Source organism: Thermoflexibacter ruber (assembly GCF_900113045.1).
Classification (GTDB): domain Bacteria; phylum Bacteroidota; class Bacteroidia; order Cytophagales; family Thermoflexibacteraceae; genus Thermoflexibacter; species Thermoflexibacter ruber.
Genome location: NZ_FONY01000028.1, coordinates 1 through 25,644, shown reverse-complemented (window position 1 = coordinate 25,644; position 25,644 = coordinate 1). Strand labels below are relative to the sequence as shown.

27 protein-coding genes are annotated in these 25,644 nt (G+C 37.8%); 17 read left to right on the top strand and 10 right to left on the bottom strand.

The features are described 5' to 3' along the window. Window positions 1-35 precede the first annotated feature (35 nt). The 3 genes from BM141_RS22995 (at window position 36) to BM141_RS15110 (ending at window position 1,781) form a co-directional block, all read left to right on the top strand. Window positions 36-194, top strand: coding sequence for a hypothetical protein (locus tag BM141_RS22995; RefSeq protein ID WP_177217401.1), 159 nt, complete (start codon window positions 36-38; stop codon window positions 192-194). A gap of 176 nt (window positions 195-370) precedes the next feature. Beyond that, entirely contained in the window at window positions 371-1,210 is an 840-nt protein-coding gene (gene purU, locus BM141_RS15115; RefSeq protein ID WP_091548128.1) for a formyltetrahydrofolate deformylase, read from the top strand. A gap of 91 nt (window positions 1,211-1,301) precedes the next feature. Further along, complete coding sequence (locus BM141_RS15110) at window positions 1,302-1,781, top strand: hypothetical protein (RefSeq protein WP_091548225.1); 480 nt, start codon at window positions 1,302-1,304, stop codon at window positions 1,779-1,781. Window positions 1,782-1,787: 6 nt separating this feature from the next. Here BM141_RS15110 and BM141_RS15105 read toward each other — a convergent pair whose 3' ends face one another. After that, window positions 1,788-2,657, bottom strand: coding sequence for a nucleoside phosphorylase (locus BM141_RS15105; RefSeq protein ID WP_091548126.1), 870 nt, complete (start codon window positions 2,655-2,657; stop codon window positions 1,788-1,790). A 95-nt stretch (window positions 2,658-2,752) separates the two neighbouring features. Between BM141_RS15105 and BM141_RS15100 the strand changes: the two genes are divergently transcribed. Beyond that, window positions 2,753-3,439, top strand: coding sequence for an ABC transporter ATP-binding protein (locus tag BM141_RS15100; protein WP_091548124.1), 687 nt, complete (start codon window positions 2,753-2,755; stop codon window positions 3,437-3,439). A gap of 12 nt (window positions 3,440-3,451) precedes the next feature. Here the strand turns inward: BM141_RS15100 and BM141_RS15095 are convergent, their stop codons facing one another. Next, the gene (locus tag BM141_RS15095; RefSeq protein WP_091548122.1) at window positions 3,452-4,501 is read right to left on the bottom strand and encodes an endonuclease/exonuclease/phosphatase family protein; all 1,050 of its coding nucleotides are present in this window, start codon (window positions 4,499-4,501) and stop codon (window positions 3,452-3,454) included. 257 nt (window positions 4,502-4,758) lie between these two features. On the opposite strand from BM141_RS15095, the gene BM141_RS15090 reads away from it, so the two are divergent. The 7 genes from BM141_RS15090 to BM141_RS15060 all read left to right on the top strand — a co-directional run bounded on the left by BM141_RS15090 (window position 4,759) and on the right by BM141_RS15060 (window position 13,763). Next, on the top strand, window positions 4,759-6,033 hold the full coding sequence (locus tag BM141_RS15090) for a hypothetical protein (RefSeq protein ID WP_091548120.1): 1,275 nt from the start codon (window positions 4,759-4,761) through the stop codon (window positions 6,031-6,033). Between the two features lie 103 nt (window positions 6,034-6,136). Beyond that, window positions 6,137-6,577: an SRPBCC family protein gene (locus BM141_RS15085; protein WP_091548118.1), complete on the top strand. Its 441-nt coding sequence runs from the start codon at window positions 6,137-6,139 to the stop codon at window positions 6,575-6,577. A gap of 147 nt (window positions 6,578-6,724) precedes the next feature. Continuing rightward, the gene (locus BM141_RS15080; RefSeq protein WP_091548116.1) at window positions 6,725-7,687 is read left to right on the top strand and encodes a pyridoxal-phosphate dependent enzyme; all 963 of its coding nucleotides are present in this window, start codon (window positions 6,725-6,727) and stop codon (window positions 7,685-7,687) included. A 181-nt stretch (window positions 7,688-7,868) separates the two neighbouring features. Further along, entirely contained in the window at window positions 7,869-8,744 is an 876-nt protein-coding gene (sucD, locus tag BM141_RS15075; RefSeq protein ID WP_091548114.1) for a succinate--CoA ligase subunit alpha, read from the top strand. Window positions 8,745-8,821: 77 nt separating this feature from the next. After that, window positions 8,822-9,289: a peroxiredoxin gene (locus tag BM141_RS15070; RefSeq protein ID WP_091548112.1), complete on the top strand. Its 468-nt coding sequence runs from the start codon at window positions 8,822-8,824 to the stop codon at window positions 9,287-9,289. 271 nt (window positions 9,290-9,560) lie between these two features. Then, a complete protein-coding gene (locus tag BM141_RS15065) occupies window positions 9,561-12,374 on the top strand; it encodes a M16 family metallopeptidase (protein ID WP_245764071.1) in 2,814 nt (937 codons plus the stop codon). 243 nt (window positions 12,375-12,617) lie between these two features. After that, the gene (locus tag BM141_RS15060; RefSeq protein WP_091548110.1) at window positions 12,618-13,763 is read left to right on the top strand and encodes a DUF2911 domain-containing protein; all 1,146 of its coding nucleotides are present in this window, start codon (window positions 12,618-12,620) and stop codon (window positions 13,761-13,763) included. Window positions 13,764-13,821: 58 nt separating this feature from the next. On the opposite strand, the gene BM141_RS15055 is transcribed toward BM141_RS15060, so the two are convergent. From BM141_RS15055 to BM141_RS15045, 3 genes are all read right to left on the bottom strand, one after another. Beyond that, window positions 13,822-14,748 (bottom strand): glycosyltransferase family 2 protein, encoded by a 927-nt coding sequence (locus BM141_RS15055; protein ID WP_091548108.1) that lies wholly within the window; start codon window positions 14,746-14,748, stop codon window positions 13,822-13,824. Window positions 14,749-14,835: 87 nt separating this feature from the next. Then, entirely contained in the window at window positions 14,836-15,081 is a 246-nt protein-coding gene (locus tag BM141_RS15050) for a GlsB/YeaQ/YmgE family stress response membrane protein (RefSeq protein ID WP_091548106.1), read from the bottom strand. Window positions 15,082-15,261: 180 nt separating this feature from the next. Further along, on the bottom strand, window positions 15,262-16,116 hold the full coding sequence (locus tag BM141_RS15045; RefSeq protein ID WP_091548104.1) for a universal stress protein: 855 nt from the start codon (window positions 16,114-16,116) through the stop codon (window positions 15,262-15,264). 1,007 nt (window positions 16,117-17,123) lie between these two features. Between BM141_RS15045 and BM141_RS15035 the strand changes: the two genes are divergently transcribed. The 3 genes from BM141_RS15035 to BM141_RS15025 all read left to right on the top strand — a co-directional run bounded on the left by BM141_RS15035 (window position 17,124) and on the right by BM141_RS15025 (window position 19,697). Then, a complete protein-coding gene (locus BM141_RS15035) occupies window positions 17,124-18,359 on the top strand; it encodes a M16 family metallopeptidase (RefSeq protein WP_091548100.1) in 1,236 nt (411 codons plus the stop codon). 63 nt (window positions 18,360-18,422) lie between these two features. Then, complete coding sequence (locus BM141_RS15030) at window positions 18,423-19,031, top strand: beta/alpha barrel domain-containing protein (protein ID WP_091548098.1); 609 nt, start codon at window positions 18,423-18,425, stop codon at window positions 19,029-19,031. Between the two features lie 24 nt (window positions 19,032-19,055). Then, the gene (locus tag BM141_RS15025) at window positions 19,056-19,697 is read left to right on the top strand and encodes an alpha/beta hydrolase (protein ID WP_091548096.1); all 642 of its coding nucleotides are present in this window, start codon (window positions 19,056-19,058) and stop codon (window positions 19,695-19,697) included. Between the two features lie 86 nt (window positions 19,698-19,783). On the opposite strand, the gene BM141_RS15020 is transcribed toward BM141_RS15025, so the two are convergent. From BM141_RS15020 to BM141_RS15005, 4 genes are all read right to left on the bottom strand, one after another. Then, a complete protein-coding gene (locus BM141_RS15020) occupies window positions 19,784-20,350 on the bottom strand; it encodes a nucleotidyltransferase domain-containing protein (protein WP_091548095.1) in 567 nt (188 codons plus the stop codon). Then, entirely contained in the window at window positions 20,329-20,556 is a 228-nt protein-coding gene (locus BM141_RS15015; RefSeq protein ID WP_091548093.1) for a hypothetical protein, read from the bottom strand. The genes BM141_RS15020 and BM141_RS15015 overlap by 22 nt, the downstream gene beginning before the upstream one ends. 376 nt (window positions 20,557-20,932) lie before the next feature. After that, window positions 20,933-22,003 carry a tetraacyldisaccharide 4'-kinase gene (lpxK, locus tag BM141_RS15010; RefSeq protein WP_091548091.1) on the bottom strand — a complete coding sequence of 357 codons (1,071 nt, stop codon included), beginning with the start codon at window positions 22,001-22,003 and terminating at the stop codon, window positions 20,933-20,935. Window positions 22,004-22,033: 30 nt separating this feature from the next. Continuing rightward, window positions 22,034-22,609 (bottom strand): LutC/YkgG family protein, encoded by a 576-nt coding sequence (locus BM141_RS15005; protein ID WP_091548089.1) that lies wholly within the window; start codon window positions 22,607-22,609, stop codon window positions 22,034-22,036. 65 nt (window positions 22,610-22,674) lie between these two features. Here BM141_RS15005 and galE point away from each other — a divergent pair, with 65 nt between their 5' ends. Both galE and BM141_RS14995 read left to right on the top strand, forming a co-directional pair. Then, window positions 22,675-23,715, top strand: a complete 1,041-nt coding sequence (galE, locus tag BM141_RS15000) for a UDP-glucose 4-epimerase GalE (protein ID WP_091548087.1) — start codon at window positions 22,675-22,677, stop codon at window positions 23,713-23,715. Window positions 23,716-23,752: 37 nt separating this feature from the next. Continuing rightward, window positions 23,753-24,553, top strand: a complete 801-nt coding sequence (locus BM141_RS14995) for an alpha/beta fold hydrolase (protein ID WP_091548085.1) — start codon at window positions 23,753-23,755, stop codon at window positions 24,551-24,553. A 188-nt stretch (window positions 24,554-24,741) separates the two neighbouring features. Here BM141_RS14995 and BM141_RS14990 read toward each other — a convergent pair whose 3' ends face one another. Continuing rightward, window positions 24,742-25,317: a transposase gene (locus BM141_RS14990; protein ID WP_091548083.1), complete on the bottom strand. Its 576-nt coding sequence runs from the start codon at window positions 25,315-25,317 to the stop codon at window positions 24,742-24,744. Between the two features lie 147 nt (window positions 25,318-25,464). Between BM141_RS14990 and BM141_RS23445 the strand changes: the two genes are divergently transcribed. After that, the coding region (locus BM141_RS23445) for a hypothetical protein (RefSeq protein ID WP_221407688.1) at window positions 25,465-25,644 on the top strand (180 nt) is incomplete at its 3' end.

Here is a 25,644-nt window from a genome sequence, read left to right as displayed (position 1 = left end):
AAGCAAGTTTTTTACAAATTAAAACATTCAACATCATGGAAAATGAATTAGTTAGCACTACAAGCTTCGAGCAAGTAGCTTCCTTGTTTGAGTTTTTTACTTATGGTTTTGGTCTGATTTTGTGTGCTTTTACAGTAATTTTCGCTCTGATTACTTTAGATGAAAAGAAGAAAAACCACCCGACTCTTTACTGAAAAGCATCAACAACTTTTTGACTAAGCCTCTGCTCAGAACCTCTAAGGATTTCAAGATTCCTTAGGGGTTTTATTTTCCCAATTTTTTTTTCTTTTATTGCTTTTTTATTGCTCTATTCCATGATTTTTACTATAAAATCCTCAATTTTGCATCTTTACAATCAAAAACAGTCTCGATGCAAGACCAATATATTTTGAGAATAGACTGCCCAGACGAAAAAGGCTTAGTGCATAAAATTACGGGTGTACTTTATCACAACGACCTCAATATCATTAGAACTGACGAATTTGTAGATAAAGAAAGTGCTTATTTTTTCATGCGAATAGAGTTTGCAGGGAACACAGACGAAAATAAAATCATCTCTGGATTGATAGGCATACTGCCGTCAAACTCCAATATCTCTCTGAACAAAGCCCACAAAAAAAATATCATCATCTTAGCCACCAAAGAGCATCACTGCTTAGGGGATTTACTGATTCGTTACCATTTTAACGAATTGAATGCAAATATTTTAGCCGTAGTAAGTAACCATGAGGTGCTACATTCTCTTACAGAAAAATTCAATATTCCTTTTCATTTCGTTCCCCATGAAAATAAAAGCAGAGAAGAACATGAATCGGAAGTACTGCACATTGTCAATGCCTATCGCCCTGATTTTTTGGTACTTGCTAAGTATATGAGAGTGCTGACAGCGGATTTTGCTTCTTATTTCCCCAATAAAATAGTCAATATTCATCATTCTTTTTTACCTGCTTTTATAGGAGCAAATCCGTATCGCCAAGCCTATCAGCGTGGGGTAAAAATTATAGGGGCAACGGCACACTTTGTGAATGAAAACTTAGACGAAGGACCCATCATTGCTCAGAGCGTAATACCAGTTGACCATACAGAAAATGCTACGGACATGGCTCGACTGGGCAGAGATGTAGAAAAAATAGTGCTTGCCAAAGCCTTAAAGTTAGTTTTTGAGGATAGAGTTTTCGTCAAAGACAATAAAACGGTCATTTTTGAGTAGCTCAAAGTTTTTTCTAATTTTTCTAAACCTCCTTTCTTATCAGATTGTTATGCTACCAGGTAAGAATGACAATCATTTAATTTTGAAGTATATGGCAACTCCTAACTTAGAACTTATTGCTGCACTTAGAAAAACTGCAAAAAAATTAGAAGAGGGCGCACCCTATCAGTGGGGACACATGGGTAGCTGCAATTGTGGGAACTTAGCCCAAGAAATTAGCAAACTTACTAAGGCTGAGATTCACGAATACGCCATGAGGAATAGGCAAGGGGACTGGTCAGAGCAAACTGATGCTTACTGTCCGGTGAGCAACCAGCCCATGGACTTGCTCATTACCCAAATGACAGAAATAGGTTTAACAACTACAGATTTGAAAAACTTGGAAAAACTATCGGATAGGGAAATATTAGTACGTTTACCCGCCGAATTTAGGTACTTACAGCACAACAAACGCGACCACGTAGTAATGTATATGCGAGAATGGGCAAACCTATTAGAAGAACAGTTGTTAGCAGATATTAGTTTGCCTACTTTTGAGGTGGAGCAGGAAGTAGCTTTGCAAACCGTCTGAAATTCTTTACTTGTTCATTAAGCTAAGCGTTTGCTCTATAAGTTCACCAACTACTTTCTCAGGCTGTTGATGAAATTCATGGGTAATACGATTGGCTAAAATGGCATTAAGAGAAAGTACCTCATGTCCCAGCAGCCTACCCATAGCATAGTAACCTGCGGTTTCCATTTCAAAGTTAGTAAGTCGGAAAGTTGGGTTTTCTGCCAAGCGAAATTGATTGAGTGTTGTTATAAGTTGAGGAATTTTGAGTGCTGTTCTGATACTTCGCCCTTGTGGAGCGTAAAAGCCGCAACAAGTAACGGTTACGCCTTGCAAGATATGAGGTGCAAATTTTTCTAACAACTTTTCAGAACCACTAACGCAATAGGGTTGGAAAGGAAGAGAAAGTTGGTTTTGTAAGCGTTCCCCCACCTGTTTTTCTAATGGTTTTTGTAGTAAATCGTAAAAGCACATCAGGGTATCTAAGCCAAGTCCATAGCTTGAAGCCAAATGGCTACCTAAAGGAATCTCAGCTTGAAGGCTTCCTGATGTTCCTATGCGAATGATGTTTAGAGTGGTGTGCTTTTCTTTCAACTCTCTTTTTTTCAGGTCAATATTCGCCAAAGCGTCCAGTTCTGTCATCAAAATTTCTACGTTGTCTGTACCTATGCCAGAGGAGATAACAGAAATAGGCTTTCCTTTGTAAGTACCTGTATGTGTAATAAATTCACGTTTTTTGACTTTATAAACGACCTTATCAAAAAATCGGCTTACCTGCGGAACTCGCTCTGGGTCGCCAACTACGATGATGTCTTGGGCGACTTGCTCTGGTAAGAGATGAAGGTGATACACACTTCCATCAGGATTTAAGACTAACTCTGAGGCGGGTATAGGCATAGACTGTATGGTTTTTTACTTTTATTCTCAAAAAAGTTAATATAGTAAAGCAAAATTAGCACCTTTGTATTAGAGTATGCACATTATATTTAAAAATGAGTAAAATCTTAGAAGTAACTAACTTAGGCAAGACCTATCAAACAGGTAATCACACACTTACAGTATTAAATGACGTAAGTTTTTCAGTAGAGCAAGGTAGCACCTTGGCGATTGTAGGCTCATCAGGAAGCGGAAAAACCACCTTGCTTGGCTTGTGCGCAGGTCTGGATAGGGCAAGTACAGGCTCAGTTAAACTCAACGGCATAGCTTTAGATACGCTCAGTGAAGACGATAGAGCGGCGATTCGCAATCAGTATGTGGGCTTCATCTTTCAAAATTTCCAACTGCTCCCCACTTTAACTGCCTTAGAAAATGTCATGGTGCCTTTGGAACTCAGAGGCGAGAAAAATACACACAAAATAGCTATGGAACTCTTGGAGAAGGTAGGCTTGGCAGAGAGGCATGACCACTATCCTACCCAGCTCTCTGGGGGAGAGCAACAAAGAGTTTGCATTGCACGTGCATTTTCTAATAGCCCTCAGATTCTTTTTGCCGACGAGCCTACGGGCAACTTGGACAATGAAACGAGCGAAAAAATACAAAACTTACTTTTTGAACTTAACAAAGAGGCAGGAACTACCTTAGTTTTGGTTACACATGATTTAGAACTTGCCAAAAAAACACAAAGACTTATCCGCTTAAAAGGTGGGGCAGTGCTAAGTGATGAAAGAACTACACACTAAAAAACTATTGGATTATTCTATGCAATAGCTTGCCTTGATAGGGAAGTGGTCAGAGTACGTGATTTCTCTAAAAGTATGAAAATCTTTGATTTTAAACCTATTAGAAAAAAACTGATTGTCTATCCTCAAGAAAAATAACCAACTGTTAAAAGTAAAGCCAAACCCTTTGCCTCCTTCCTCGAAAGCATTGTTGAGGTGAGTTTTAAGCTGTGTGTAGGTATAGCTATAGGGAATATCGTTCAAATCGCCGCAAAGAATGACAGGATAAGGGCAAGTAGCAATATGCTCATTGATTTTTTTCACTTGCTTGGCTCTTTCAATGAAGCCATTTTTAAGTCTTTTAAATAATTTGAGGTAATTTTCTTGCCAGTTTTCTGTGGTAGTAAGTGATTTGGTGTCTATACTCATGGATTTTAAGTGCGCATTATAAATGCGAATAGTATCCTTTTTTACAACAATATCCGTAAAAATCACCCCGTACTTGTACTTCCCCCCTAAGTGAAGATAGCCTTTGTTGATGATAGGAAACTTAGAAAAAGTAGCCATTCCCACCAATCCACCTACATCATTGGTATAGGTGCGTTGAAAATGAGTATAATATCTATTGTTTTGGCTTATTTGCTCTATAGTATTTAGCACCTTAGAGTCTTGCCAATGATAAAATTCTTGGAAACATTTAATCTCAGCCTCTTCTTGGGTAAGCCAGCGAATAATATTTTGAGAAGCTTGACCTTCTGCATCTTTGTCGTAGGCTTTAAAAATTTTTGCATTGTAGCTCAATACCGAAAAATTAGGCTTTATATCTGCATTCTCGTTCCAAGTAAAGGTCTTAAAAATAAAGGAGTAGCCTATAAAGAGGGCAATAAAAGAATAAATGGCATAACTATATTTTTTCAATAAAAACCAATAGATAATAAAAAAAAGATGCGTAAGTAATAAGACAGGAATAATCAAAGCCAAAAAACCTGCTATCCAAAAAGCATCAGGAGGGACAAATATACTTAGATAGCATAGCAAACTAACAAAGAAAACTACTTTATTAATAAAAAATCGCTTTTTCAATAGGGTAGAATTTTACTAAATGAAATTTGGTGAATAAAACTTCGGCTGATGTGCGTTGATTATTTTTACAAATTTGGCAAAAAAGATTAAAATTTGGAAATCTGCACAATGTGGAATTGTAAAAAATGATAATTTCGTAAGATTTTTAACAAAAATTTGTGCAATGCTTTGGATTGACGTAATTTTAAACCTGCAATAGAAATAATAGTTTATTGCAAAAGTTTTGAATTTGAACTTTTAAACCATTTTGATAGGAAATGAAAAAAATCAGTGTGCTTGTTTTTTGTTTTGTAGCAATTTTATCCTCTTTACAGGCGCAAGACCCCACGCCACAGCAGATTGCTCAACAGATGAAAATGCTTATGGAAGGAAGACGCATGGATAGTCTTCGCATTGTTGCTCTCATGGATTCTTTGAAGCAAAAAGGGCAAATCATCAGTACGATGCAAAAACGCATAGAAAACCATGAATTAGACCTTCAGAAAGCTGATGCAGGGCTAAAACAATTCGGCAAGCGTTTAGAAGTAACCGATGAGAACCGATACAGAGTGATTAAGAGCAACTTAGTCTATTCAGTGGAACTTTTTGAAATGCTAAATGAACGCCTGAATACCTTAGATGCCCTCAATCAGTTAGAAACTTACCAGCAAATCTTAGTAGATTTGAACAATCCTGCCAATGAAAGCTTGGGCTTTTCCTATAACAAGAAAGTGATTGACCTGATAAACAATAATATTCAAACTAAAAAGAAAAGTCGCTTACTTGAAATAACTCAAATGGTTTTGGATAATCCTATTCTCAAAGGAGTAACTTCACTTACCCCGATTTTGAGCGTAGGTAACTCTATTTTCAGTGTAGTTTCTTCTTTTGCCGTCCAAGATGACAGGATTAGCTCCTCTGCTTTGCAAACAGTAAAAAATGAATTAGACAAATATACACTTTACTACGGCAAGCTCAACGAAGCCAATGCTACATTTCAGCGAAACTTAGCCAGCTATCGTATCAGCGTTGGCAATTTACACAACAAGGTAAGAGATTTTACGGTGAAAAATTTGCAAGAGGGAGGTTATTCTACTACTGTAGCCAAACAGCCTGCCAATGCCACCGTAGGTGATTATTTGAGTGGGCTTTTTCAAATTTACAACCGAGAAGCGGTAGAGAAGTATTTTACCAACTTGGAGAATACCTTTAGAGATAGCCGCGGTATTCGGTATGAGGCTATCATCAAAGGCAACGTACATTTGATAAATATGAACAAGCGAACTCAAGAGGTCATAGACATCTACAAAGAGTTTGAGTCTATTTATCGCCAATATATTACGATGATTGATAAAAATAATGATACCATGCAAGAAATCCTAAATTTGGCGATTACAGAAAAGCTAAGTGATAGTTCAAGCAAGGTTACAGAGCAAATCAATCGCCTAAGAAATGAAAAACAAAAAGGCATAGCTGCCATAGAGAGAGCAATTAATATTGAAAAGTTAAAAAACACAGTAGAACGCTTAGACAGCTTTTTTCCTGTATTATAAATCCGAGCAGCATCTACAACACATAAAGTTGATGCTGCTCAATATTATTATACCCCATATTCTATCCAAATTATTCTATCTATAAGACAAACAACTCTCTACTATGGAGATAGTTATCAAAACTTATGTAAATCAGACTTTTCTGGCTGTATGGCAAGGCTTTAATGAGGCTCTTTTTTTAAAGTTAGCCCCTCCATTCCCACCTGTCAAGCTGTTGCGATTTGATGGCTCCGAAAAAGGGGACGAGGTTCACCTCAGACTCAACTTCTTACTTTTCAAGCAAACTTGGATAAGTCGCATCACAGAAAATGTAAAAACTGATGACCAAATTTATTTTATTGATGAGGGAACAAAACTTCCCTTCTTTCTCCAATATTGGAAACATAAGCATCGCATTATTAAACACATAGACAAGATAAGAGGCACGCAAAGCATCATTATCGATGAGATAGAGTTTAAAAGTTTTTTGGGGTGGCTGATATATCCTATCCTCTACTTTCAGTTTTGGTATCGGAAAGGCATCTATAGAAAAATATTCAAATAAGTTTTTCAGTATCTTTACTATAGTGCTTGCGAAAGTACCTATTTGCCCTCTCTAAAGGAGAAGGGGCAGAGGTGAGGCGATAAAGAAACACTTTCGCAAGAAATCTACTAAAAATTTTCATTTACTCTAAAACATAATACATTTGAAATGAATCACTTAAATACTGTCCCGTCACTTGCCCATATCCAAGAGGCTCATCAACGCATCAGCCCATTTATAGTCCGCACCCCTGTTTTACATTCCGATGCGCTCAATAAAATGTTTCATACTCACTTATTTTTCAAATGCGAAAATTTCCAACATACAGGGTCATTTAAGTTGCGAGGGGCAAGCAATGCTATATTTTCTCTTGACGAGGAATCTGCTCAAAAAGGAGTAGCTACGCACTCCTCTGGGAATCATGCCCAAGCAGTCGCCTATGCAGCCCGCAAGCACAGTATTCCTGCCTATATCGTCATGCCTACCAATGCCCCAAAAATCAAAATAGAGGGAGTAAAAGAATACGGTGGGCAAATTTTCTTTTGTGAGCCTACCTTAGAGGCAAGAGAGAGAACGGCAGAGGAAGTAATTGGCAAAACAGGAGCTACTTTTATCCACCCCTTCAATGACTATCGGATTATTGCAGGCCAGGCAAGTTGTGCCAAAGAGTTAATAGAAGAAGTCAAATTGCTTGATGTCATAGTTTGTCCTGTGGGCGGAGGTGGCTTGCTCAGTGGGACAGCCCTTAGTACGCATTATTTGCTTCCTCATAGCCAAGTAATCGCCGCCGAACCAGCCTTAGCAGATGATGCCTTTCGCTCCTTCCAATCAGGGAAAGTAGAACCTGTATTGAGTACGGTTACCATAGCTGACGGCTTGCGAACTTCGCTGGGCGAGAAAACACTCGACATCATGCAAAAATATGTGAGCAGCGTAATACTTGCTAAAGAGGAGAGTATTGTCAAAGCGATGCGACTGATTTGGGAAAGACTTAAAATTATCATAGAACCCTCTTGTGCTGTTCCCTTAGCAGCCATCATGGACGATACCTCGGGCTTTTTCCAAGGCAAGCAGATAGGAATAATTTTGACAGGAGGCAATGTCGACTTGGACAAATTGCCTTGGCAATAGAAAAATAACTGCTTGTAGGTACATGCCTCGACAATTCCAAAAGTTCATATAAAATTTAATTCTTACAGAAAATATTTTCAATCTTGTTTTAAGGAATTGTATTTGAAAAATCTATTTTTGTAAACCTTATAGAGAGGCGCAATTTTAACTTTTCTTACTATAAAATTATAAATACAAGACAATGAGCGTTTTAGTAAATAAAAATTCCAAAGTCATCGTACAAGGTTTTACGGGTTCTGAGGGAACTTTTCATGCCCAACAGATGATAGAATACGGCACTAATGTAGTCGGAGGGGTTACTCCAAGCAAAGGAGGACAGATGCACTTAGAGCGTCCTGTGTTTAATACAGTACTCGATGCAGTCAAAGCAACAGGAGCAGACGTATCTATTATTTTTGTGCCTCCAGCCTTTGCCGCAGATGCTATCATGGAAGCGGCAGATGCAGGTATCAAAGTAATTATCTGTATTACAGAGGGTATTCCCGTCAAAGACATGATGATGGTAAAAACTTACCTCAAAAATAAAAAAGAGGTTACGCTGATAGGACCTAACTGTCCCGGTGTGATTACCCCAGAAGAAGCCAAAGTAGGTATTATGCCCGGCTTTATCCACAAAAAAGGGACTATTGGTATTGTATCTCGTTCTGGAACGCTCACTTACGAAGCTGTCGACCAAATTACTAAGGCAGGTTTAGGGCAATCTACTTGTATAGGCATAGGGGGTGACCCTATTATCGGAACGACTACTTTGGAAGCCGTAAAACTACTCATGGCTGATCCTGAGACAGAAGGAATCATTATGATAGGAGAAATCGGCGGAAGCATGGAGGCAGAAGCCGCTTATTGGATTAAAGAAAATGGCACAAAGCCCGTAGTTGGATTTATCGCAGGGCAAACAGCCCCTCCCGGTAGAAGAATGGGACACGCAGGAGCTATCATTGGGGGCGCCGCAGATACTGCCGCCGCAAAAATGAAAATTATGAGAGAATGTGGTCTGCACGTAGTAGAATCTCCTGCTCTTATCGGAGAAACTATGGTCAATGCCTTGAAAAAGTAAACAAAGATAAACAAATCTTAGCAATTACTGTTTATCCTATTGTTATTATATTTTTTTAAGCAAAAACTCAAAACATTATGTTAAAAATTGGTGATAAAGCCCCTGATTTTAAACTTTTTAACTCAGAGAAAAAGGAAGTAAGCCTAAGTGATTACAAAGGCAAAAATGTAGTGGTGCTTTTCTTTCCTATGGCGTTTACAAGCGTATGTACTACCGAACTTTGCACGATGAGAGATGACATCGCATATTACAGCGGTCTTAATGCAGAAGTATTGGCTATTTCTGTAGATTCTCCTTTTACTTTGGCGAAGTTCAAAGAAGACCAACGCCTAAACTTTCCTTTATTATCAGATTTTAACAAAGGAACCTCAAAAAGCTATGATGCTTACTATGACGAGTTTGTTATGGGTATGAAAGGAGTAGCCAAGCGCTCTGCCTTTGTAGTGGACAAAGAAGGCATTATCCGCTATGCAGAAGTATTAGACTCAGCAGGAAACCTACCTAATTTCGAGGCAATCAAACAAACACTTAATTCGCTGAACTAATAAAACGGCATATTTTTCAAAAAGTACCTTTGCTTTTTTAGGCAAAGGTACTTTTTATTTATAGAGCGTACATTTGATTATTAGAGTTTGTACTATTTGATTTTCAATAGATTATTTTTTAAGTTTCACTGCCGTTTGGAAGAACGATGCTACGGTCAAAGAAAAATTTTTTCATAAACGTCAATAAAAGTGAAAATGTTAAGAAAGTTAAAAAGCATGTATTTTCACTATTCAGTGATAAATTTGTATTACACTAACAAATCTTATACTCATGAAACAAATTATGCTTACAGGTCTGCTGGTATGCTTCCTATTTAGCACTCAGACCTTTTCTCAAAAAAAGGACAACAAACCTAAAAACAACAATGCAACAACGGAACAGCCAAACTTAGTTGTAAAACCCAAACCTCCCGTCAAGGTAACTACGGTAGAAGGAATTACAGAATATCGCTTAGACAACGGATTGAGGGTGTTGCTTTTCCCTGACCCTTCAAAGCCTACTATTACGGTGAATATCACTTACTTAGTTGGCTCAAAGCACGAAAACTATGGAGAAACAGGCATGGCTCACCTCTTAGAACATTTGGTTTTCAAAGGAACACCCAGACACCCTAATATCCCCCAAGAACTAACCGAACATGGAGCAAGTCCTAACGGAACTACTTGGCTTGACCGCACCAACTATTTTGAAACTTTTGCCGCCACTGAAGAGAACCTAAAATGGGCATTGGACTTGGAAGCTGACCGCATGGTCAATTCATTCATCGCCAAAAAAGACTTGGACAGTGAAATGAGTGTGGTAAGGAATGAATTTGAATCTGGAGAAAACGACCCTTTTGGTGTACTCATGGAGCGCATCACTTCTACAGCTTACCTCTGGCACAACTACGGCAAATCTACCATAGGCGCAAGAAGTGATATTGAGAATGTACCCATAGAACGCTTGCAGGCTTTTTATAAGAAATATTATCAACCTGATAATGCAGTGCTTACAGTAGCAGGAAAGTTTGACGAAGCCAAAACATTAGAGATGATAAACCAGTATTTTGGTGTAATCCCTAAACCTACTCGTGAACTTCCTGTTTATTACACCAAAGACCCTACCCAAGACGGCGAGCGTTTTGTTACACTTCGTAGAGTTGGCGATGTGCAGTTGGCAGGTGTATTCTATCATACGCCGCCAAGTTCTCATGCTGACGCACCCGCAGTGCAAGTCTTAGGCAATATCTTAGGAGGACAGCCTTATGGAAGGTTATATAAAAACCTTATAGACAACAAAAAAGCCAATAGTGTGTATGCTTTTACTATGGCTTTTCGCGAAGGAGGGCAACTCATGGGTTTTGCGGAGGTAGCTAAGGATAAGCCCTTAGACGAAGCCAGAAATATTTTACTCAAAAGTTTTGATGAGTTAGCTACTACCAATCCACCGACAGCAGAAGAGGTAGAACGTGCTAAAAACGATATTCTCAAAAACTTAGAGCTTTCTTTTAACTCTTCTCAAACAGTAGCATTAAGATTAAGCGAGGCGATTGGGGCTGGGGATTGGCGACTACTTTTTATAGGTAGAGATAGACTCAAGAAAGTAACCATAGATGATGTAAAGCGTGTGGCAGCTTACTATCTCAAACCTGATAACCGCACCGTAGGTATATTTATTCCCACTGAAAAGCCTGATAGGGTAGAAATTCCCGATATGCCTGACGTAGAGGCATTGGTCAAAGACTACAAAGGAACAGAAACAGTGAAGCAAGGCGAAGAGTTTGACCCTTCTCCCGCCAATATCAATGCTCGTACCAAGAAAAGTACCTTAGCCAATGGCGCAAAAGTAGCTTTGCTTTCTAAAAAAACAAGAGGTGAAGTAGTTTCTTTCCGCATAACTTTGCGTTTCGGAGATTTGCAAAGCCTTAAAAATAAATCTACAGCCGCCTCATATACCGCAAGAATGTTGGACAAGGGAACAAGAAATAAAACACGCCAACAAATCAAAGATGAGTTTGACAAACTCAAAGTAAGAGTAAGTATTTTGGGAGGAGCTACCCAAGCCAGCGTCAATATAGAAACCACGCGCGAAAATTTGATTCCTGCTATCAACTTGCTTGCCGAGGTATTGAAAGAGCCTTCTTTCCCTGCTGATGAGTTGGACAAGATGCGAGAAGAAGACATCTCAGGCATAGAACAGCAAAGGAGTGAGCCTCAAAGCATCGCATTCAATAAAATTAGCAAACATCTTTCCCCTTATGGCAAAGACGACCCAAGATATGCTGAGGACATAGATGAAAGTTTGGCAAGTATGAAAGCCGTTACCATAGACCAAGTAAAACAGTTTTATAAAGATTTTTACGGAGCTTCTAATGCTACTATGACCGTAGTAGGAGATTTTGATGAAAACGAGGTACGCAATGTATTAGAGCAACATTTTGGCAGTTGGAAAAGCCCTAAGAAGTTCGAGAGATTGGTGAGTATTTACAAAGATGCACCCGCTATCAACGAAAATATAGAAACTCCTGATAAGGCAAACGCATTTTTTGTTGCGATGATGAACTTAGAAGTCAGAGATGATGACCCCGACTATCCTGCGATGTTGTTAGGGAACTTCATGTTAGGGGGAGGTTTTCTGAACTCTCGCTTGGCAGTGCGTATTCGCCAAAAAGAAGGCATCAGCTACGGGGTAGGTTCTAACTTCTCTGCCAGCCCCTTAGATAAAACAGGTAGCTTTTTGAGCTATGCGATTTATGCTCCTGAAAATGTAGAACGTTTAGAAAAAGCATTTAAGGAAGAAATAGATAAAGCCATCAAGGAAGGCTTTACCCCAGAAGAAGTAGCTGCTGCAAAGTCTGGTTGGTTACAAAGTAGGCAAGTAGGTCGCTCTCAAGACGCTTCTTTGGCAAATACATTGAATAATAACCTCTACCTAAACCGCGAAATTACTTGGGACGAGGAGTTAGAAAAGAAAGTACAAGCCCTAACTCCTGAGCAAATCAAAGCGGCAATGCAAAGATTTATCAAACCCGAGAAAATCAGCATCGTCAAGGCAGGAGATTTCAAAGGAGCAAAAGAAAAAGCAGCTAAAGAAAAAAAGGATTAGGAAAGTGTCTATTGTAAATAAAAACAAGGGGCTGTTTGAAAAGAACAGCCCTTTGTTTTTGTTTTGTAAATTCAAATCTTCGGTTTTCATTTTCAGCTTATTTTTTAGTGAAAGGCACTTCTCGCCGCAGAATTTGTAAACTTTCTAAGCCATTCGGTAATTTCATAGCTTAATATTACAACCTTTTTCCTAACTTTGTAAGTACCTAAATAGTTACCAAAAAACTTAAATTTCTAAAAATCAATGAAAAAGAACTTCTTTGTTACCTATTTTTCAAAAGTTGCTTATATTCTTGCTATTTACTTGCTTTGTGGGCAAGTGGAGATAGCTTTTGCTCAACTTACGCTGCCCCATGGCGGCGGAAGCAAAAAAGCCTCTGTAAGTGAATACATTGGGCTAACTAAAATTACCATAGACTATGACCGCCCCGCAGTCAAAGGCAGAGAAGGGAAAATCTGGGGGACAAACATTGCTCACTTTGGCTTTATAGACCAAGGATTCGGGACAAGTAAAGCGGCACCTTGGCGAGCTGGAGCAAATGAAAATACAGTGATTACTTTTTCTACCGATGTAAAAGTAGGTGGGAAAAATCTTCCCGCAGGGAAATATGGACTTTTCATGGCAATTATGTCTGAGAATGAAGTAATCGTAATATTTTCTAAAGATTATATGGCTTGGGGAAGCTACTTTTATGACCCTTCGCGAGATGCTTTGAGAATCACTACCAAACCAATTAAGACGGAAAGCAGTAAGGAGTTTTTACAATATGAGTTTGTCGACCAAACTGATAACTCTGCTACAGTAGTCTTGGCTTGGGAAAAGTGGAGAATCCCTTTTAAGATAGAAGTAGATGTAGTCAATGGAGTCATCGCCTCTATTCGCGAAGAGTTAAAGTCGGACAGAGGCTTTTCTTGGCAGGCTTGGAATCAAGCGGCAAATTACTGCCTACAAAATAACACCAACTTAGAAGAGGCACTTACTTGGGCAGAAGGTGCTATCTCTATGCCTTTCATCGGAGAAGAAAATTTTACTACGCTTTCTACCAAAGCTATGATTTTGAATAGATTAGGAAGAAGTGCGGAAGCAGATGCTACCATGAAAAAAGCACTACCTTACGGAAAAATGAATGACTTGCACAACTACGCTCGCCAATTAGTCAATCAAAAAAGAAGTGCAGAAGCATTAGAAGTTTTTAAGATGAACGCTCAAAAGTTCCCTAATCAAGTTACTACTATGGTAGGTTTGGTAAGAGGTTACTCGGCAGTAGGCGATTACAAAACTGCGCTAAAGTATGCTAAACAGGCTCTTACTTTGAATCCAGATGAGCAAAATAAGCAAAATATTCAAAGCATGATTCAGAAACTTTCTGAAAATAAGGATATTAATTAGAAAATATGCACATCATCAGCCTTATAAGACTTCAAAATACTTATGAGGCTGATTTTAACTACTTTACCCAACTTAAAATCTTGTTTTTTAGTCTTCTTCTCAACGAAGGTTTAGGAAAATGTGTCTGAAAAAATTTGACCATTTTTTGATAGACCATTCCCTCGGCTTCTATGGGTATTTCCTTTATAGGAATGGCTTTTTGAGCAACTTTCACCTCAAAATAATTCTCCTCACCCGTAGCATGAGTACCGCTTGCATCATTACCAATATTATAGACCAAAGACTGGTATGGATACAAGGTTAGTTTATTTTTCAAAAACAAAGAAGCGTACCAGCGAATTGCCCAAGAGTCGTTTTTTCCCTTGACTTGTTTTTCTAACATCAAAAAATAAGGGTAGCTATCTTCGTAGTTAAACCGCTCTATTAGCTTCTTCTCTTGGATTTCCTTCATCAACTTTTCTCCATCATGTTCAAAAAGTTTCCACCCTCTTGCCCAAGTTGCCCAACCCCAGCATCCGGGGTCTTTTAAGAAAAAAGTGCTTGGCAAATCTTCCATGTCAAAGATATAAGCATGAACACTGGCTACTTTTTCCTCATTTGCATAAAAGTCCAAAGCCTCGTTCATGAATTGGAGGAAAAAAGGAGAAGTGAGCATATCGTCTTCTAACACAATCACTTTCCCAAACTCAGAGATAAGCTGAGATACTCCGCTAATGATTGAGTTTGCCAAGCCTTTATTTTTCTCACTTTCAATGATATGAACTTCCTTGCACCATTGCTTTTCCCTAATAATTTTTCTTACTTCTGCAATGCGGGTTAAGCTATCTTGGTCGGCAGTAGATTTTGCCCCGTCAGCAAAAATATATAAGATAGATTGGTCGGATAAGTAATTCTTTTCTAAACTTTCTAAGGTCTGCTTGACGTGCCAAGGACGGTTATAAACAAACAAAGCAATAGGTGCTAATGAACTATGAGGTACATACATCTTATGGAATCATTATAAACTACCTACCCATGTAAAACTATCTTATTACATGGAAGATAATGCAGGTATTTTGCTTATTATGATGTCTTAGACTTTCTTGATAAAACGAATAATTGCCAATAAAATCAACGCGCCGATAAAAGCAGTAACAATAGAGCCAATGATTCCTCCTATAGCCAAACCTATCTTAGGGAGCAGAAAACCACCTAAAAATGCCCCACCTACCCCTACTAAGATATTGCCTATCAGCCCGAAACCATAACCTTTGACTACTTGACCTGCTAACCAGCCAGCCACTAAGCCAACCAATAAAAATACAATTAGACTTTCCATTTTTTTAGATTTTTAAATTGATGTGTAGAGGTATAAAGATACACGTATAATCTTGTGAAATCAAATATTTTAGGATTATTTATCTACACTTAGCTAAGATGTGCTGGCAAATGATATTTTTACCATAAAATAACGAATGATTCCTTAGAAAAGAATCATTCGTTAGGTATATATTGATAACTACCTTTTTATCACTAACACAGGCACTCCCGAATATGTAGCTAAGTTTTGGCTTACGCTTTTGTGGAACAAGCTCTCTAAGAAACTGCGTTTGCGAGGTATCACGGCTACCAAATCTACTTGATGAGTCTTGATGTAGTTTTCTAAACCAGACTTGATACTTTCACTCCTGACTAACTCAAACTGAATCTTGTTGTACGGGGTAAACCAATAAGTATCTTGCAAGATTTCTTTTTCTAACTTATCAGAGGCAATCATCTCCTCGTCAGTATTGACGTGCAAGCAAGTTACTTTGGCTTCGAAGTAGCCTGCAAACTCTAAAAGTTCGTCTATTACGGGTACATCGTCTTCCTCATAATCCATGCCGTACAAGATATGCTTGATGCCTCTGCACTTGGCATCTTTGGGTACGGCTAATACCGTACATTTTATGTCGCTGTCCTCGACAACACTGGCTGTAACAGAGCCAAATAAAAGCCTGTCCAATCCTGTTGCCCCTCTTGTCCCCATGACTACCATATCAAACTTACGTTCTTTGACAAGTTCGGCAATATCTTCTTTGGGCAAGCCTAACTTTACGATGCTATCTATTGCTACTTTCCCACTTTTATCATCATATTCTTGCTGTTCGTACTGCATCAGCAAAGTCTGCATCTGCTCCTCGTGTCTTTTCTGTTCCTCTGCTATTGCCATAGCCATATAGTTAGCAAGCGTACCATATTCTGGAGGAGTAGAAAAATAAAAGCTATGAAATACCGTAATAGAGGAATTGAGTTTTTTAGCAAGTACAATGGCATACTCTAAGGCATTTTTAGAATATTCAGAGAAATCGATTGGCACAAGTATTTTTCCCATAGTGTTTATTTAGTTTAATGGTTTGATTTTTAGGTGTTTGAACAAAAAATACCTTTTTGGATTTGTTTTAACACTTGTAAGTAAGCAAAAATAGCAGGAAATAAATAATTTTTTAATGACTTTTCCCAACTCCCAAGATGATTTTAGTCATGTTTTTCCCTTTTTGTGCTAATTTTGCATGGAAAAGTAAAAACATAGAAAACTCAACCACTTTACTGGAAATAGATTTCACTTAAAACAAGCGAATACATAAAATTTATTTAACTCACAAAGCCAGAGGGAGTAAGATTCCTAATAGTTGAAATTAAATATGAAAACTTTACAAAGAGGTTGGGAGCAGAATCTTAGTGAGCTATTTCAATACGCAGATAAAGAACTTGTTATTTCAAGTCCTTACATTTCTGATGTTGGGGCTGAATTCCTAGTAAAGAATATTAATTCTCTATTTCAGCAGACTGCTTCATCTCTGAGGAGATTAAAAAACTTAATAAGCAAAGGGAAGATGCTTACAAAAAAGAAATTGAAGTAAAATTTCAAAAAGTTATTGAAAAAGCAGAGATAGAATTGGTAAAGTCTAAAATAAACTCTGGTGCTTTACATACAGTATTTGAAAAAACAATCGTTTATCTACTTCAAAGAAATATTGAATTGCCCACCGTAGATATATATTAACTTGTTGATTGCAGAAATTCATCCTGATTTGTGTGATAATGAAGTTGATAGGGTAATTAATGGAGTTCATTATGGAAAAAAGTGGAAGCACGCTGTTAGAACTACTTTGCAAAATGGTAAAAAGAAAGGTATTTTTGAACTTGTAAACGGTTATTGGAAACTAAAATGAATTGACCAGAAGATGTATAATTGGTAAACAAATAATAAAGGTAAGAAACCCAGAGTAAAACTAATTGAAAGGCAACCTAAACTATTTTTTGCCGAAGAACCACCAACTGTATATTTTGAGGCAAGCGAAGAGGCTTAGGATTTAAAAGTAGTTTTTTTAAATGACAATGAACGACTATGACATTCACACCCTTCCTAACGGAATTAGGGTCATACATAAACAAGTAACAAACACAAAAATTAGTCATTGTGGCTTTATTTTGGACATAGGAAGTCGCGATGAGCAGCCACATCAGTTAGGCATGGCGCACTTTTGGGAGCATCTGGCTTTCAAAGGTACTGAAAAACGCAAAGCGTACCACATCTTGACTCGCTTAGACGCTGTAGGCGGGGACTTGAATGCTTACACGACTAAGGAAAAGATTTGCTTTCATGCCTCTGTCTTGCAAGAACATTTTGAGAAAGCCCTTGATTTACTTACAGATATAACCTTTCACTCCATTTTTCCTGAAAAAGAAATTCAGAAAGAAAAAGGAGTAATTTTGGAGGAGATGTCTATGTACTTAGACGACCCCGCAGATGCGATAGCTGACCATTTTGACGAAATTATTTATCCCAATCACCCCTTGGGAATGAATATTTTAGGAACAAATGTGAGCGTCAGCGGATTTAACCGCCAAAACTTCTTAGAGTTTGTTCAGGAGCATCAAAATAATGAACGCATCATTTTCTCCTCGGTCAGTGCCTTGCCTTTGGCAAAGGTCATACACTTGGCAGAAAAATATCTCATGGACTTGCCCAAAAAATCTGCTCAATACAACAGGCAAAAATTTGAAGGCTTTAAAAAACAAGAACTTACGCTTTATAAACCCATCACCCAAGCCCACTGCATCATAGGCACAGAGTCCTATCCGCTTAGTGATGACAAACGCCTGCCTTTTGGGGTATTGGTCAATCTCTTAGGTGGTTCGGGTATGAACTCTCGCCTCAACATGACCTTGCGAGAGAAATATGGCTTGGTCTATGGCATAGAAGCCAACTATCATACTTTTACCGATTCAGGCATTTTTTCTATTTATTTTGCTACGGATAAAAGCAATTTAGAAAAATGCAATATGCTTGTAATGAAAGAGTTATCAAAGCTCAAAAATGAGCCTTTGGGGACTTTGCAACTGCATCGTGCCAAGCAACAAATCATGGGGCAGTTAGCCATGTCAGAGGAAAGCAACCTCAGCCTGATGCTTATGCTGGGAAAAAGTATGTTAGATTTGGGAAAAATAGATGCTTTAAATACTATTTTTGAAGAAATAGAGGCACTTTCCGCTTCGCAACTCATGGATATTGCCAATGAAATGTTTGCAGAAGATAGATTAAGCAAATTGGTCTATCTTCCTGAAAATTAAGTATTTTTTGTTAGGAATAGTAGTCCCTAACAGTGGTTTTATAGATAAAAAAAACTCAACACTATGGCTTTAAAAACCACCGTCAAGATTAACCATGTAACTAACCTTAGCGATGCTCGCTATTGTGCAGGCATGGGTGTAGAGATGATAGGCTTTGATTTGAACAAGCATCACCCCAACTTTGTAGAAGCTAAGAAAGCCCAAGAAATTGCAGGCTGGCTATCGGGAGTAAGTATCGTAGGCGAACTTACGCATAGCCCAGAAATTGCCCTTGCGGACTATCCCTTAGATATGTTGGAAATAAATTCTCCTCATTTGTTTCATGAATGGGTAGGGAGCGGGGCACCGCTTTTGTACCGCTTTGCGGTGGACAATGTAGAAACTCTTGCTTTTGCCAAAGAAGCCTTAGAAAGTTACCGTCTTAGTGTAAATTACTTTCTCATAGAGAGTTATTTTCTCAAAATAGACCAACAAGTAGCAGATTTACTAAAACAACTCAGTGCCGAATACCCTTTGCTCATTGGTTTTGGTATCACAGCCGCCAATGTACACGAGGTATTAGATTACATCTCCCCTGCGGGCATTGCCCTGAACGGTAGCCCTGAAATTAGTGCAGGATTGAAAGATTTTGATGAGTTGGCAGAGATTCTTGAGGCAATAGAAATAGAATAAAATACCTTATCTCTAATTTTTTTCATGGAAAAATCTATCACCATACCTATCAATACAAAGTATCATACAATCAACGAACTCACAGACAAGACCTTGCAAGTTTGGTTTTTGTTGCATGGCTATGGGCAGCTGGCGGAGTTTTTTATCAAGAAATTTGATGTTGTAGATAGAGAAACTCACTATTTGATTGCTCCACAAGGACTGAACAAGTTTTATTTGGAAGGTTTTGGAGGCAGGGTAGGGGCAAATTGGATGACCAAAGAAGACCGCCTCAATGAAATTGCCAATTATGTAACTTATCTGACTCAGGTTTATCAAAAAGAATTACAAAGCATTGATTTGCAACATCTTAAAATCAACATTTTGGCATTTTCGCAAGGTTGTGCTACGGCAAGTCGCTGGCTGGCTTACAGCAAAATCAAATGTGATAGGCTTGTCCTGTGGGCAGGGGAAATTCCGCAAGACGTAGTCGAAGATGAGGTTTTTAAAACTACTCCTCTCACCTTGATTTTTGGGACAGAAGACGAATTGATTACGCCAGAAATGAAAGAAACCATTTTTGAAAGAATAAACTCAGCGAAGCTAAACCCTCAAATTATTCGCTTCAAAGGCAAGCATGAAATTGACAGTGAGGTCTTTAAAACTTTGATAGCACAAAGTTATTAAAAGTTTCTTCCTCTTGTAAAAACTGTACTTCGATAGGTAAGTAAGCAAGGCAAGCATTTGGCTTATGCCTGTAAAGGTAATTTCTGCTATAAAGGATTTGCTTTGTCTTTAATCTCAGCCCAAAGAGGCTCTAAATCAAGTTTTTCTACCCAAAACTCTATGTACTCCATATTGAGTTGTCCAAACTGCAATTCATAGATCCTTAATACATCAATCATTTGTTTTTGGCTTCCACCTGACATTTTTGCCCAACGCAATTTAGCTAAAATAGTATCTTCAGGGCTTGTTACAAACATTTTGATTCCGAAGAAGTCTTCTTGGTAACGGCGTTTAAATCTCGATACATCAAAAGGCTCATTGGTTAGGAGCCAGAAATCAACTTTGTCGCCTTCTTCAGTATCAATCAGGTTGAACATGGATTGATGAGTAATAGCTTCTTTGATGCTCTGCTCGTTGAGATAATATCGCTGTTCCTTAAAATGAGCCATCAGGTTTTCTACGTCTGTTTTTTTAAGCATGACAATCAAATCAATGTCATGAGTTGCTCTTGGCTCACCTTGCAAACTTGATGCTATAGAACCTGTAACAGAATAAGGAATCTGACATTCCTCTAAAACCTCTATGACCTTCTTTAGTAGTTTCGGTTGTAACATAAAGCAATTCTTTTGAGATACAGAGCTTTGATTTCACTTTCAGTGTACTGAGGGAAACGTTTTTTAAGTCCAAATAAAAATAATTCTTTGCTCATAGCTGATAGTTCAAAAGCTTTTTGTAGTCTTTGAGCAGGTGTCATATTGCGTAATGTTTGTAAGTAAATATGATGATTGGGTCTGGGTTTAATGTCATCTAAAAGTTTCATTTTTTATCTTGTTTTAGTTAGACTTGATTCTCTAATACAGCCGTTTTGATGCCTTATTTGTTGTATTATCCGCTCTATCAAAAGTAACCCTTTCCAGATAAGATAAGATTGAATATGTTTCCAAGTAGGCATTTTCTTTTACTTCTGCATCAGACATTCCCAACTTGAGTAAATTTCTTTTTTATATCCGTTTCGTTTGAGAATGTAATTTGGTAGTAAGACAAAGATAGTGATTTAAAATCTCGGATAATAACAAAAAAAAACAAAAAGTAAACCCAAGATTATTGTGCTACGGCAAGTCGCTGGCTGGCTTACAGCAAAATCAAATGTGATAGGCTTGTTCTGTGGGCAGGGGAAATTCTGCAAGATAAGGTCTTTAAAACTTTGATAGCACAAAGTTATTAAAAGTTTCTTCCTCTTGTAAAAACTGTACTTCGATAGGTAAGTAAAAAATCGGGTACGCTTGTAAAATCTTTTGAAAAGGTAAAAGTTTGACACTGTCTTTTTCCGTAGTTAGTATATAGCAAGTATTTTTTTGATTTTCAACAAGATAGTAGCTTATAATTTCTTTGAGGTGAGTTTCTTGATAGCTAAAATGGTCTGCAAATTCAAAATGTTTGACAATCTGGTACTTAGTTTTAAGATAATTAAGTAAAGCAAAAGTTTTAGCTATGCCTGTTAATAAAATAATATTGCTTCCTTCTTTAAGGTTTGATATTTCATAATTTTCAAACAAAGGAATGGGAGATTGGTAAACCAAAGTAGAGAAAAAAATAGGGGTTTGTGGGCGAGTATATCGCTCTATTTGCAAAGCAATATTTGATTTGTCAGCTGTCGTTAAATTATTAGGGCATTTGCTCACAATTACTGCGTCAGCCCTTTCTGCGCCTTGCCTGCTTTCCCTTAGCCTTCCCACAGGCAACAAGCAATCACTATAAAAAGGCTGGTAATAATCTGTTAATAAAATATTTATGTTTCTGTGGATAGCTCGGTGCTGGTAGGCATCGTCTAAAATAACCACTTGTATAGTTGGCTTGTAGGCTAACATAGCTTCTACTGCCTTGACTCTATCCTCTCCCACACAAACGGTTATTCCCTTTCCAAACTTACTGAATAGCTGCATAGGCTCGTCCCCGATAGTTTGGGCAGAAATTTCTTGATTTATCTTTTTTTGATTGGCAATAATGATTCCTTTGGTTTTTCTGCCATAACCACGACTTAGCGTAGCAAGGCTTTGATTACCAAATTTTTCTAAAAGTAACGCTATCAAATATTCTACGTGAGGTGTTTTGCCTGTTCCTCCCACTGTCAAGTTCCCAATACTAATAACAAGAGGTTTTGTTATTGTGGTTTTAAATATTTGATAATCATACAATAAATTTCTAACCTGAGTAATGACTTGATAGATAAAGGCAAAGGGGAAAAGCAAAAATTTTAACAGTTTCATAAATAATGCGCTGGAAAGTTTTTAAGGCTACTATACCAAATATACTGTCAAACTCCTCGCCCCATGCGCCCCAATGACCAAAGATTGTTCAATATCTGCGGTCTTAGAGGGTCCCGCCAAGAAAACTCCGTATCCTATGCCGTCTATGCTTACTCTCTGGTAGGCATGGTGCATATTCCCTACTATCTCGTTTTTGTCCAAAATAATAGCCAAATGTTGTGTAATAAAAGCAATGGCTCTATGCCCTAAATCATTTTCAGTGAGCCAGATAGCACCATTTTCTGCTACCCCAAATTTTCCTTTGACTATGGCTAAGTCCACATTGGCTAACTCGTGTGGGTCAGCAACTTGGGAAATATCTAAATTCCCCTTGACTTCTGAAACAAGGGAACATACTACTTTACAATCTGCATACTGGTTGCTAATTTCTTCTGCTAAGGCATCTTGGGTAGTTTCCACCACCGCTCCTCCTATACTTTGTAAGACCGTCTTAAACCCTTCTATGAGATTTATTTCATTTTTCTCAAAGATTTTAACCTCAGGTAAGGGCGTAGGCTCAGGCTTATTTTTTTTGATAGCACTTAAAATTTTCTCTCGGCTATTCATTTTCTATTCGATAAAATTTTTGACTAACTTGCAAGCATACAAATTTAGCAACAAAAAATTGAATCATGAACAAAAACAAAATATTGGTTACGGGAGGTTGCGGCTACATAGGCTCGCATACAATCATAGAAATTTTAGAACAAACTGATTTTGAGGTAATTTCAGTAGATAACTTAATGAATTCCTCTGCGGATACCTTAGATAGAATAGAGAAAATCACAGGGAAAAGAGTAAAAAACTATGCAATAGACCTTTGCGATTTGGCAAAAACAGAAGAAATTTTCAAGGAAAACACCGATTTAGTAGGCATTATTCACTTTGCGGCATTGAAATCTGTGCCTGAGTCTGTTTTTAAACCTTTGTTATACTATCACAACAACTTGAACTCCTTGCTCAATCTGTTAAAATTGGTAGAGAAATACCAAGTAAATAATTTTATTTTTTCCTCTTCTTGCTCTGTTTATGGAAATGTAAGCAAACTTCCTGTTAATGAGCAAACTCCATTGAGTATTGCCGAATCTCCTTATGCTTATACTAAGCAAATTGGTGAAGTGATGATTAAGGATTTTGTTAAAAATAACGAAGTCAAAGCCGTAGCTTTGCGTTATTTTAATCCTGTGGGGGCGCACATTAGTGGCTTAAATGGGGAAAATCCTATCAACCGCCCTTCGAATCTTGTGCCTGTAATTACGCAAACTGCGATTGGTATTATTCCAGAGATGAGCGTGTACGGTTATGATTACGATACAAGAGATGGCTCGTGTATTCGCGATTACATACACGTAACAGATATTGCAAAGGCACATATCAAAGCCATGAACTACCTGATAGAAGGCAAAAACGAAGCAAGCTATGAAGTATATAACTTAGGTACAGGAAACGGGATTACAGTTTTGGAAGCAATTAAAGCATTTGAAAAAGTAAGCGGGGTAAAGCTAAACTATAAGTTGGCAGAACGCAGACCGGGAGATGTGGTAGCGATTTATTCGGATACTACTTTAAGTGAACAGAAATTAGGCTGGAGAACCAAACTGAATATTGAGGACATGATGGCTTCAGCGTGGAAATGGCAGCAGTTGCTGTTAGAGGAAAAGAAGGCAAAATAAACATAAGTTCTATTTTTATTTCTAAAACCATTGTAAAATGCCTATTTTAAGCTACTTAGAAAAAGGACAAGGGAATCCTGTCGTACTGATTCACGGTTTTTGTGAGGATAAAAGCCTATGGGTAAAGTTTGTTAGTCCATTAAGTGCCTCTAACAGACTTGTTTGTGTGGATTTGCCTAATTTTGGAGAAAGTCCTACCATGCAGGAAATCAGTATAGAACAAATGGCGGATTCAGTGATAGATACTATCAAGCACTTACAAATCGAGAAATGCGTAGTCATAGGACATTCTTTAGGGGGCTATGTAGCTTTGGCTATGGCAGAACTCTATCCTGAACAATTAGCTGGCTTAGGACTTTTCCACTCTACTGCCTTTGAGGATACGCCAGAACGCAAAGAAAATAGGAACAAAGCCATCGCAAGCATCAAAGAAAATGGAGTAGAGCCTTTCGTTAGAACTTTGATTCCTTCGCTTTTTTCTCCTGTGCAGAAGCAAAAAGAAAATATCAAGAAAAATATAGATATACTGATAAACAACGCAAAACAGATTCCCCCTGCCAATATCATTACTACTTTGCAAGCTATGCGCGACCGAAAAGACCGCATAGACATATTGAAAAATATCAATCTTCCTGTTTTATTTATTGTTGGCAAAGATGACGTACCTGTTCCTTTGGAAGCGAGCATGGCTCAGTGTTATTTACCTAAAAATAGTTTGGTTAGCATTATGGCAGAGGTAGGACACATGGGCATGATAGAAGCAGAAAAAAACTGTCAAATAGTGGTGAAAAACTTTTTGGAATACTGTTGGGCTTGTATGGAAGGTGTATCAATTTAACAATATATCTTAGAAGTTGTTTGAATTAACTCTATAGGAGTGAAATATTGGTAGGAAATAGATTTTTGAGATAAAAATAACCCCAATTTTCGTGCTTTAAACAAGTTTAGGGGTATAATTATCTTGATAAAATTCATGTTTTTTTAACAATAGCAAAAATAATATGGACAAGTTTATTTCGTAAATTATTAATAACAAGCATTTTGTCTTTTTTTAGCTATTTTACGTTGGTAGTATTTTGCTAAGAGGGTTTTACCTCTAACAATACAGATAGCAGCCAAGTGCAATAACTTTTTAAGTTCTTTATCAGCATACACAGATACTTTGGTTTTAGCCCTGACACTTGTACCAGAAGTATAACTAAATGGGGCAGTACCTGCATGACAGGCAAACTTTTTAGGGTCTGTAAAGCGGGTAAAAGCTTGCGTTTTAACAATGATTGGTGTAGCAATATTCTCTCCTATGCCAGGGATAGAATCCAATAATTGGATAAGGGTTTTGAAATCATTATCCTCCTCGATAATTTGCTTGATTTGTGCTTCTACCTCAGCTACTTGCTTTTCAATGCTTTGTATAGCAGGTAGGGCATATTTCTCCATGAGGGCATAGTGAGTAGTAGCCATGAAATTTTTCTGCTCTTGCAGAGGAACTTCTAAGGTTTGTTTGCTTTTAAGTAATCTATCTCTAAGTGCATAAAGTTGCTCTAAGGCGATAATAGTATGAGAAGCAGGCTGCCAAAGACGTAATTTATCTTGATGGCGCAAAGCATGTAGGGCAATTTGGCGATGATTCCAATTGTATGATGGTATTTTATCTACCTGTTATCAATTTGATGAGAAAAGTGTTTGTTGAATAAAAATCTGTGTTTATCAGCCAAATCCGTATTATCGGTGTTCTATTTGGGAACACTGATGACACAGATTGTACCGATGAAAACGGATTTTTTTACACATAAAATTATCATACATTTGAAAGCACCACTCAACAACAGTAAGCAAATGAGAGCAAAATTTACTCCCCTAAGCGATTCTCAACGGTTCGCCGCTGCGATGGCAATATATGGAAAAAATCATTGGCAAACGCAGAAAATC

What these genes read in the sequence shown, in the direction of transcription:
- BM141_RS22995 (WP_177217401.1), top strand. Translation starts at nt 36, where the DNA reads ATGGAAAATGAATTAGTTAGCACTACAAGCTTCGAGCAAGTAGCTTCC.
- purU (WP_091548128.1), top strand. Translation starts at nt 371, where the DNA reads ATGCAAGACCAATATATTTTGAGAATAGACTGCCCAGACGAAAAAGGC.
- BM141_RS15110 (WP_091548225.1), top strand. Translation starts at nt 1,302, where the DNA reads ATGGCAACTCCTAACTTAGAACTTATTGCTGCACTTAGAAAAACTGCA.
- BM141_RS15105 (WP_091548126.1), bottom strand. Translation starts at nt 2,657, where the DNA reads ATGCCTATACCCGCCTCAGAGTTAGTCTTAAATCCTGATGGAAGTGTG.
- BM141_RS15100 (WP_091548124.1), top strand. Translation starts at nt 2,753, where the DNA reads ATGAGTAAAATCTTAGAAGTAACTAACTTAGGCAAGACCTATCAAACA.
- BM141_RS15090 (WP_091548120.1), top strand. Translation starts at nt 4,759, where the DNA reads ATGAAAAAAATCAGTGTGCTTGTTTTTTGTTTTGTAGCAATTTTATCC.
- BM141_RS15085 (WP_091548118.1), top strand. Translation starts at nt 6,137, where the DNA reads ATGGAGATAGTTATCAAAACTTATGTAAATCAGACTTTTCTGGCTGTA.
- BM141_RS15080 (WP_091548116.1), top strand. Translation starts at nt 6,725, where the DNA reads ATGAATCACTTAAATACTGTCCCGTCACTTGCCCATATCCAAGAGGCT.
- sucD (WP_091548114.1), top strand. Translation starts at nt 7,869, where the DNA reads ATGAGCGTTTTAGTAAATAAAAATTCCAAAGTCATCGTACAAGGTTTT.
- BM141_RS15070 (WP_091548112.1), top strand. Translation starts at nt 8,822, where the DNA reads ATGTTAAAAATTGGTGATAAAGCCCCTGATTTTAAACTTTTTAACTCA.
- BM141_RS15065 (WP_245764071.1), top strand. Translation starts at nt 9,561, where the DNA reads ATGAAACAAATTATGCTTACAGGTCTGCTGGTATGCTTCCTATTTAGC.
- BM141_RS15060 (WP_091548110.1), top strand. Translation starts at nt 12,618, where the DNA reads ATGAAAAAGAACTTCTTTGTTACCTATTTTTCAAAAGTTGCTTATATT.
- BM141_RS15055 (WP_091548108.1), bottom strand. Translation starts at nt 14,748, where the DNA reads ATGTATGTACCTCATAGTTCATTAGCACCTATTGCTTTGTTTGTTTAT.
- BM141_RS15050 (WP_091548106.1), bottom strand. Translation starts at nt 15,081, where the DNA reads ATGGAAAGTCTAATTGTATTTTTATTGGTTGGCTTAGTGGCTGGCTGG.
- BM141_RS15045 (WP_091548104.1), bottom strand. Translation starts at nt 16,116, where the DNA reads ATGGGAAAAATACTTGTGCCAATCGATTTCTCTGAATATTCTAAAAAT.
- BM141_RS15035 (WP_091548100.1), top strand. Translation starts at nt 17,124, where the DNA reads ATGAACGACTATGACATTCACACCCTTCCTAACGGAATTAGGGTCATA.
- BM141_RS15030 (WP_091548098.1), top strand. Translation starts at nt 18,423, where the DNA reads ATGGCTTTAAAAACCACCGTCAAGATTAACCATGTAACTAACCTTAGC.
- BM141_RS15025 (WP_091548096.1), top strand. Translation starts at nt 19,056, where the DNA reads ATGGAAAAATCTATCACCATACCTATCAATACAAAGTATCATACAATC.
- BM141_RS15020 (WP_091548095.1), bottom strand. Translation starts at nt 20,350, where the DNA reads ATGTTACAACCGAAACTACTAAAGAAGGTCATAGAGGTTTTAGAGGAA.
- BM141_RS15015 (WP_091548093.1), bottom strand. Translation starts at nt 20,556, where the DNA reads ATGAAACTTTTAGATGACATTAAACCCAGACCCAATCATCATATTTAC.
- lpxK (WP_091548091.1), bottom strand. Translation starts at nt 22,003, where the DNA reads ATGAAACTGTTAAAATTTTTGCTTTTCCCCTTTGCCTTTATCTATCAA.
- BM141_RS15005 (WP_091548089.1), bottom strand. Translation starts at nt 22,609, where the DNA reads ATGAATAGCCGAGAGAAAATTTTAAGTGCTATCAAAAAAAATAAGCCT.
- galE (WP_091548087.1), top strand. Translation starts at nt 22,675, where the DNA reads ATGAACAAAAACAAAATATTGGTTACGGGAGGTTGCGGCTACATAGGC.
- BM141_RS14995 (WP_091548085.1), top strand. Translation starts at nt 23,753, where the DNA reads ATGCCTATTTTAAGCTACTTAGAAAAAGGACAAGGGAATCCTGTCGTA.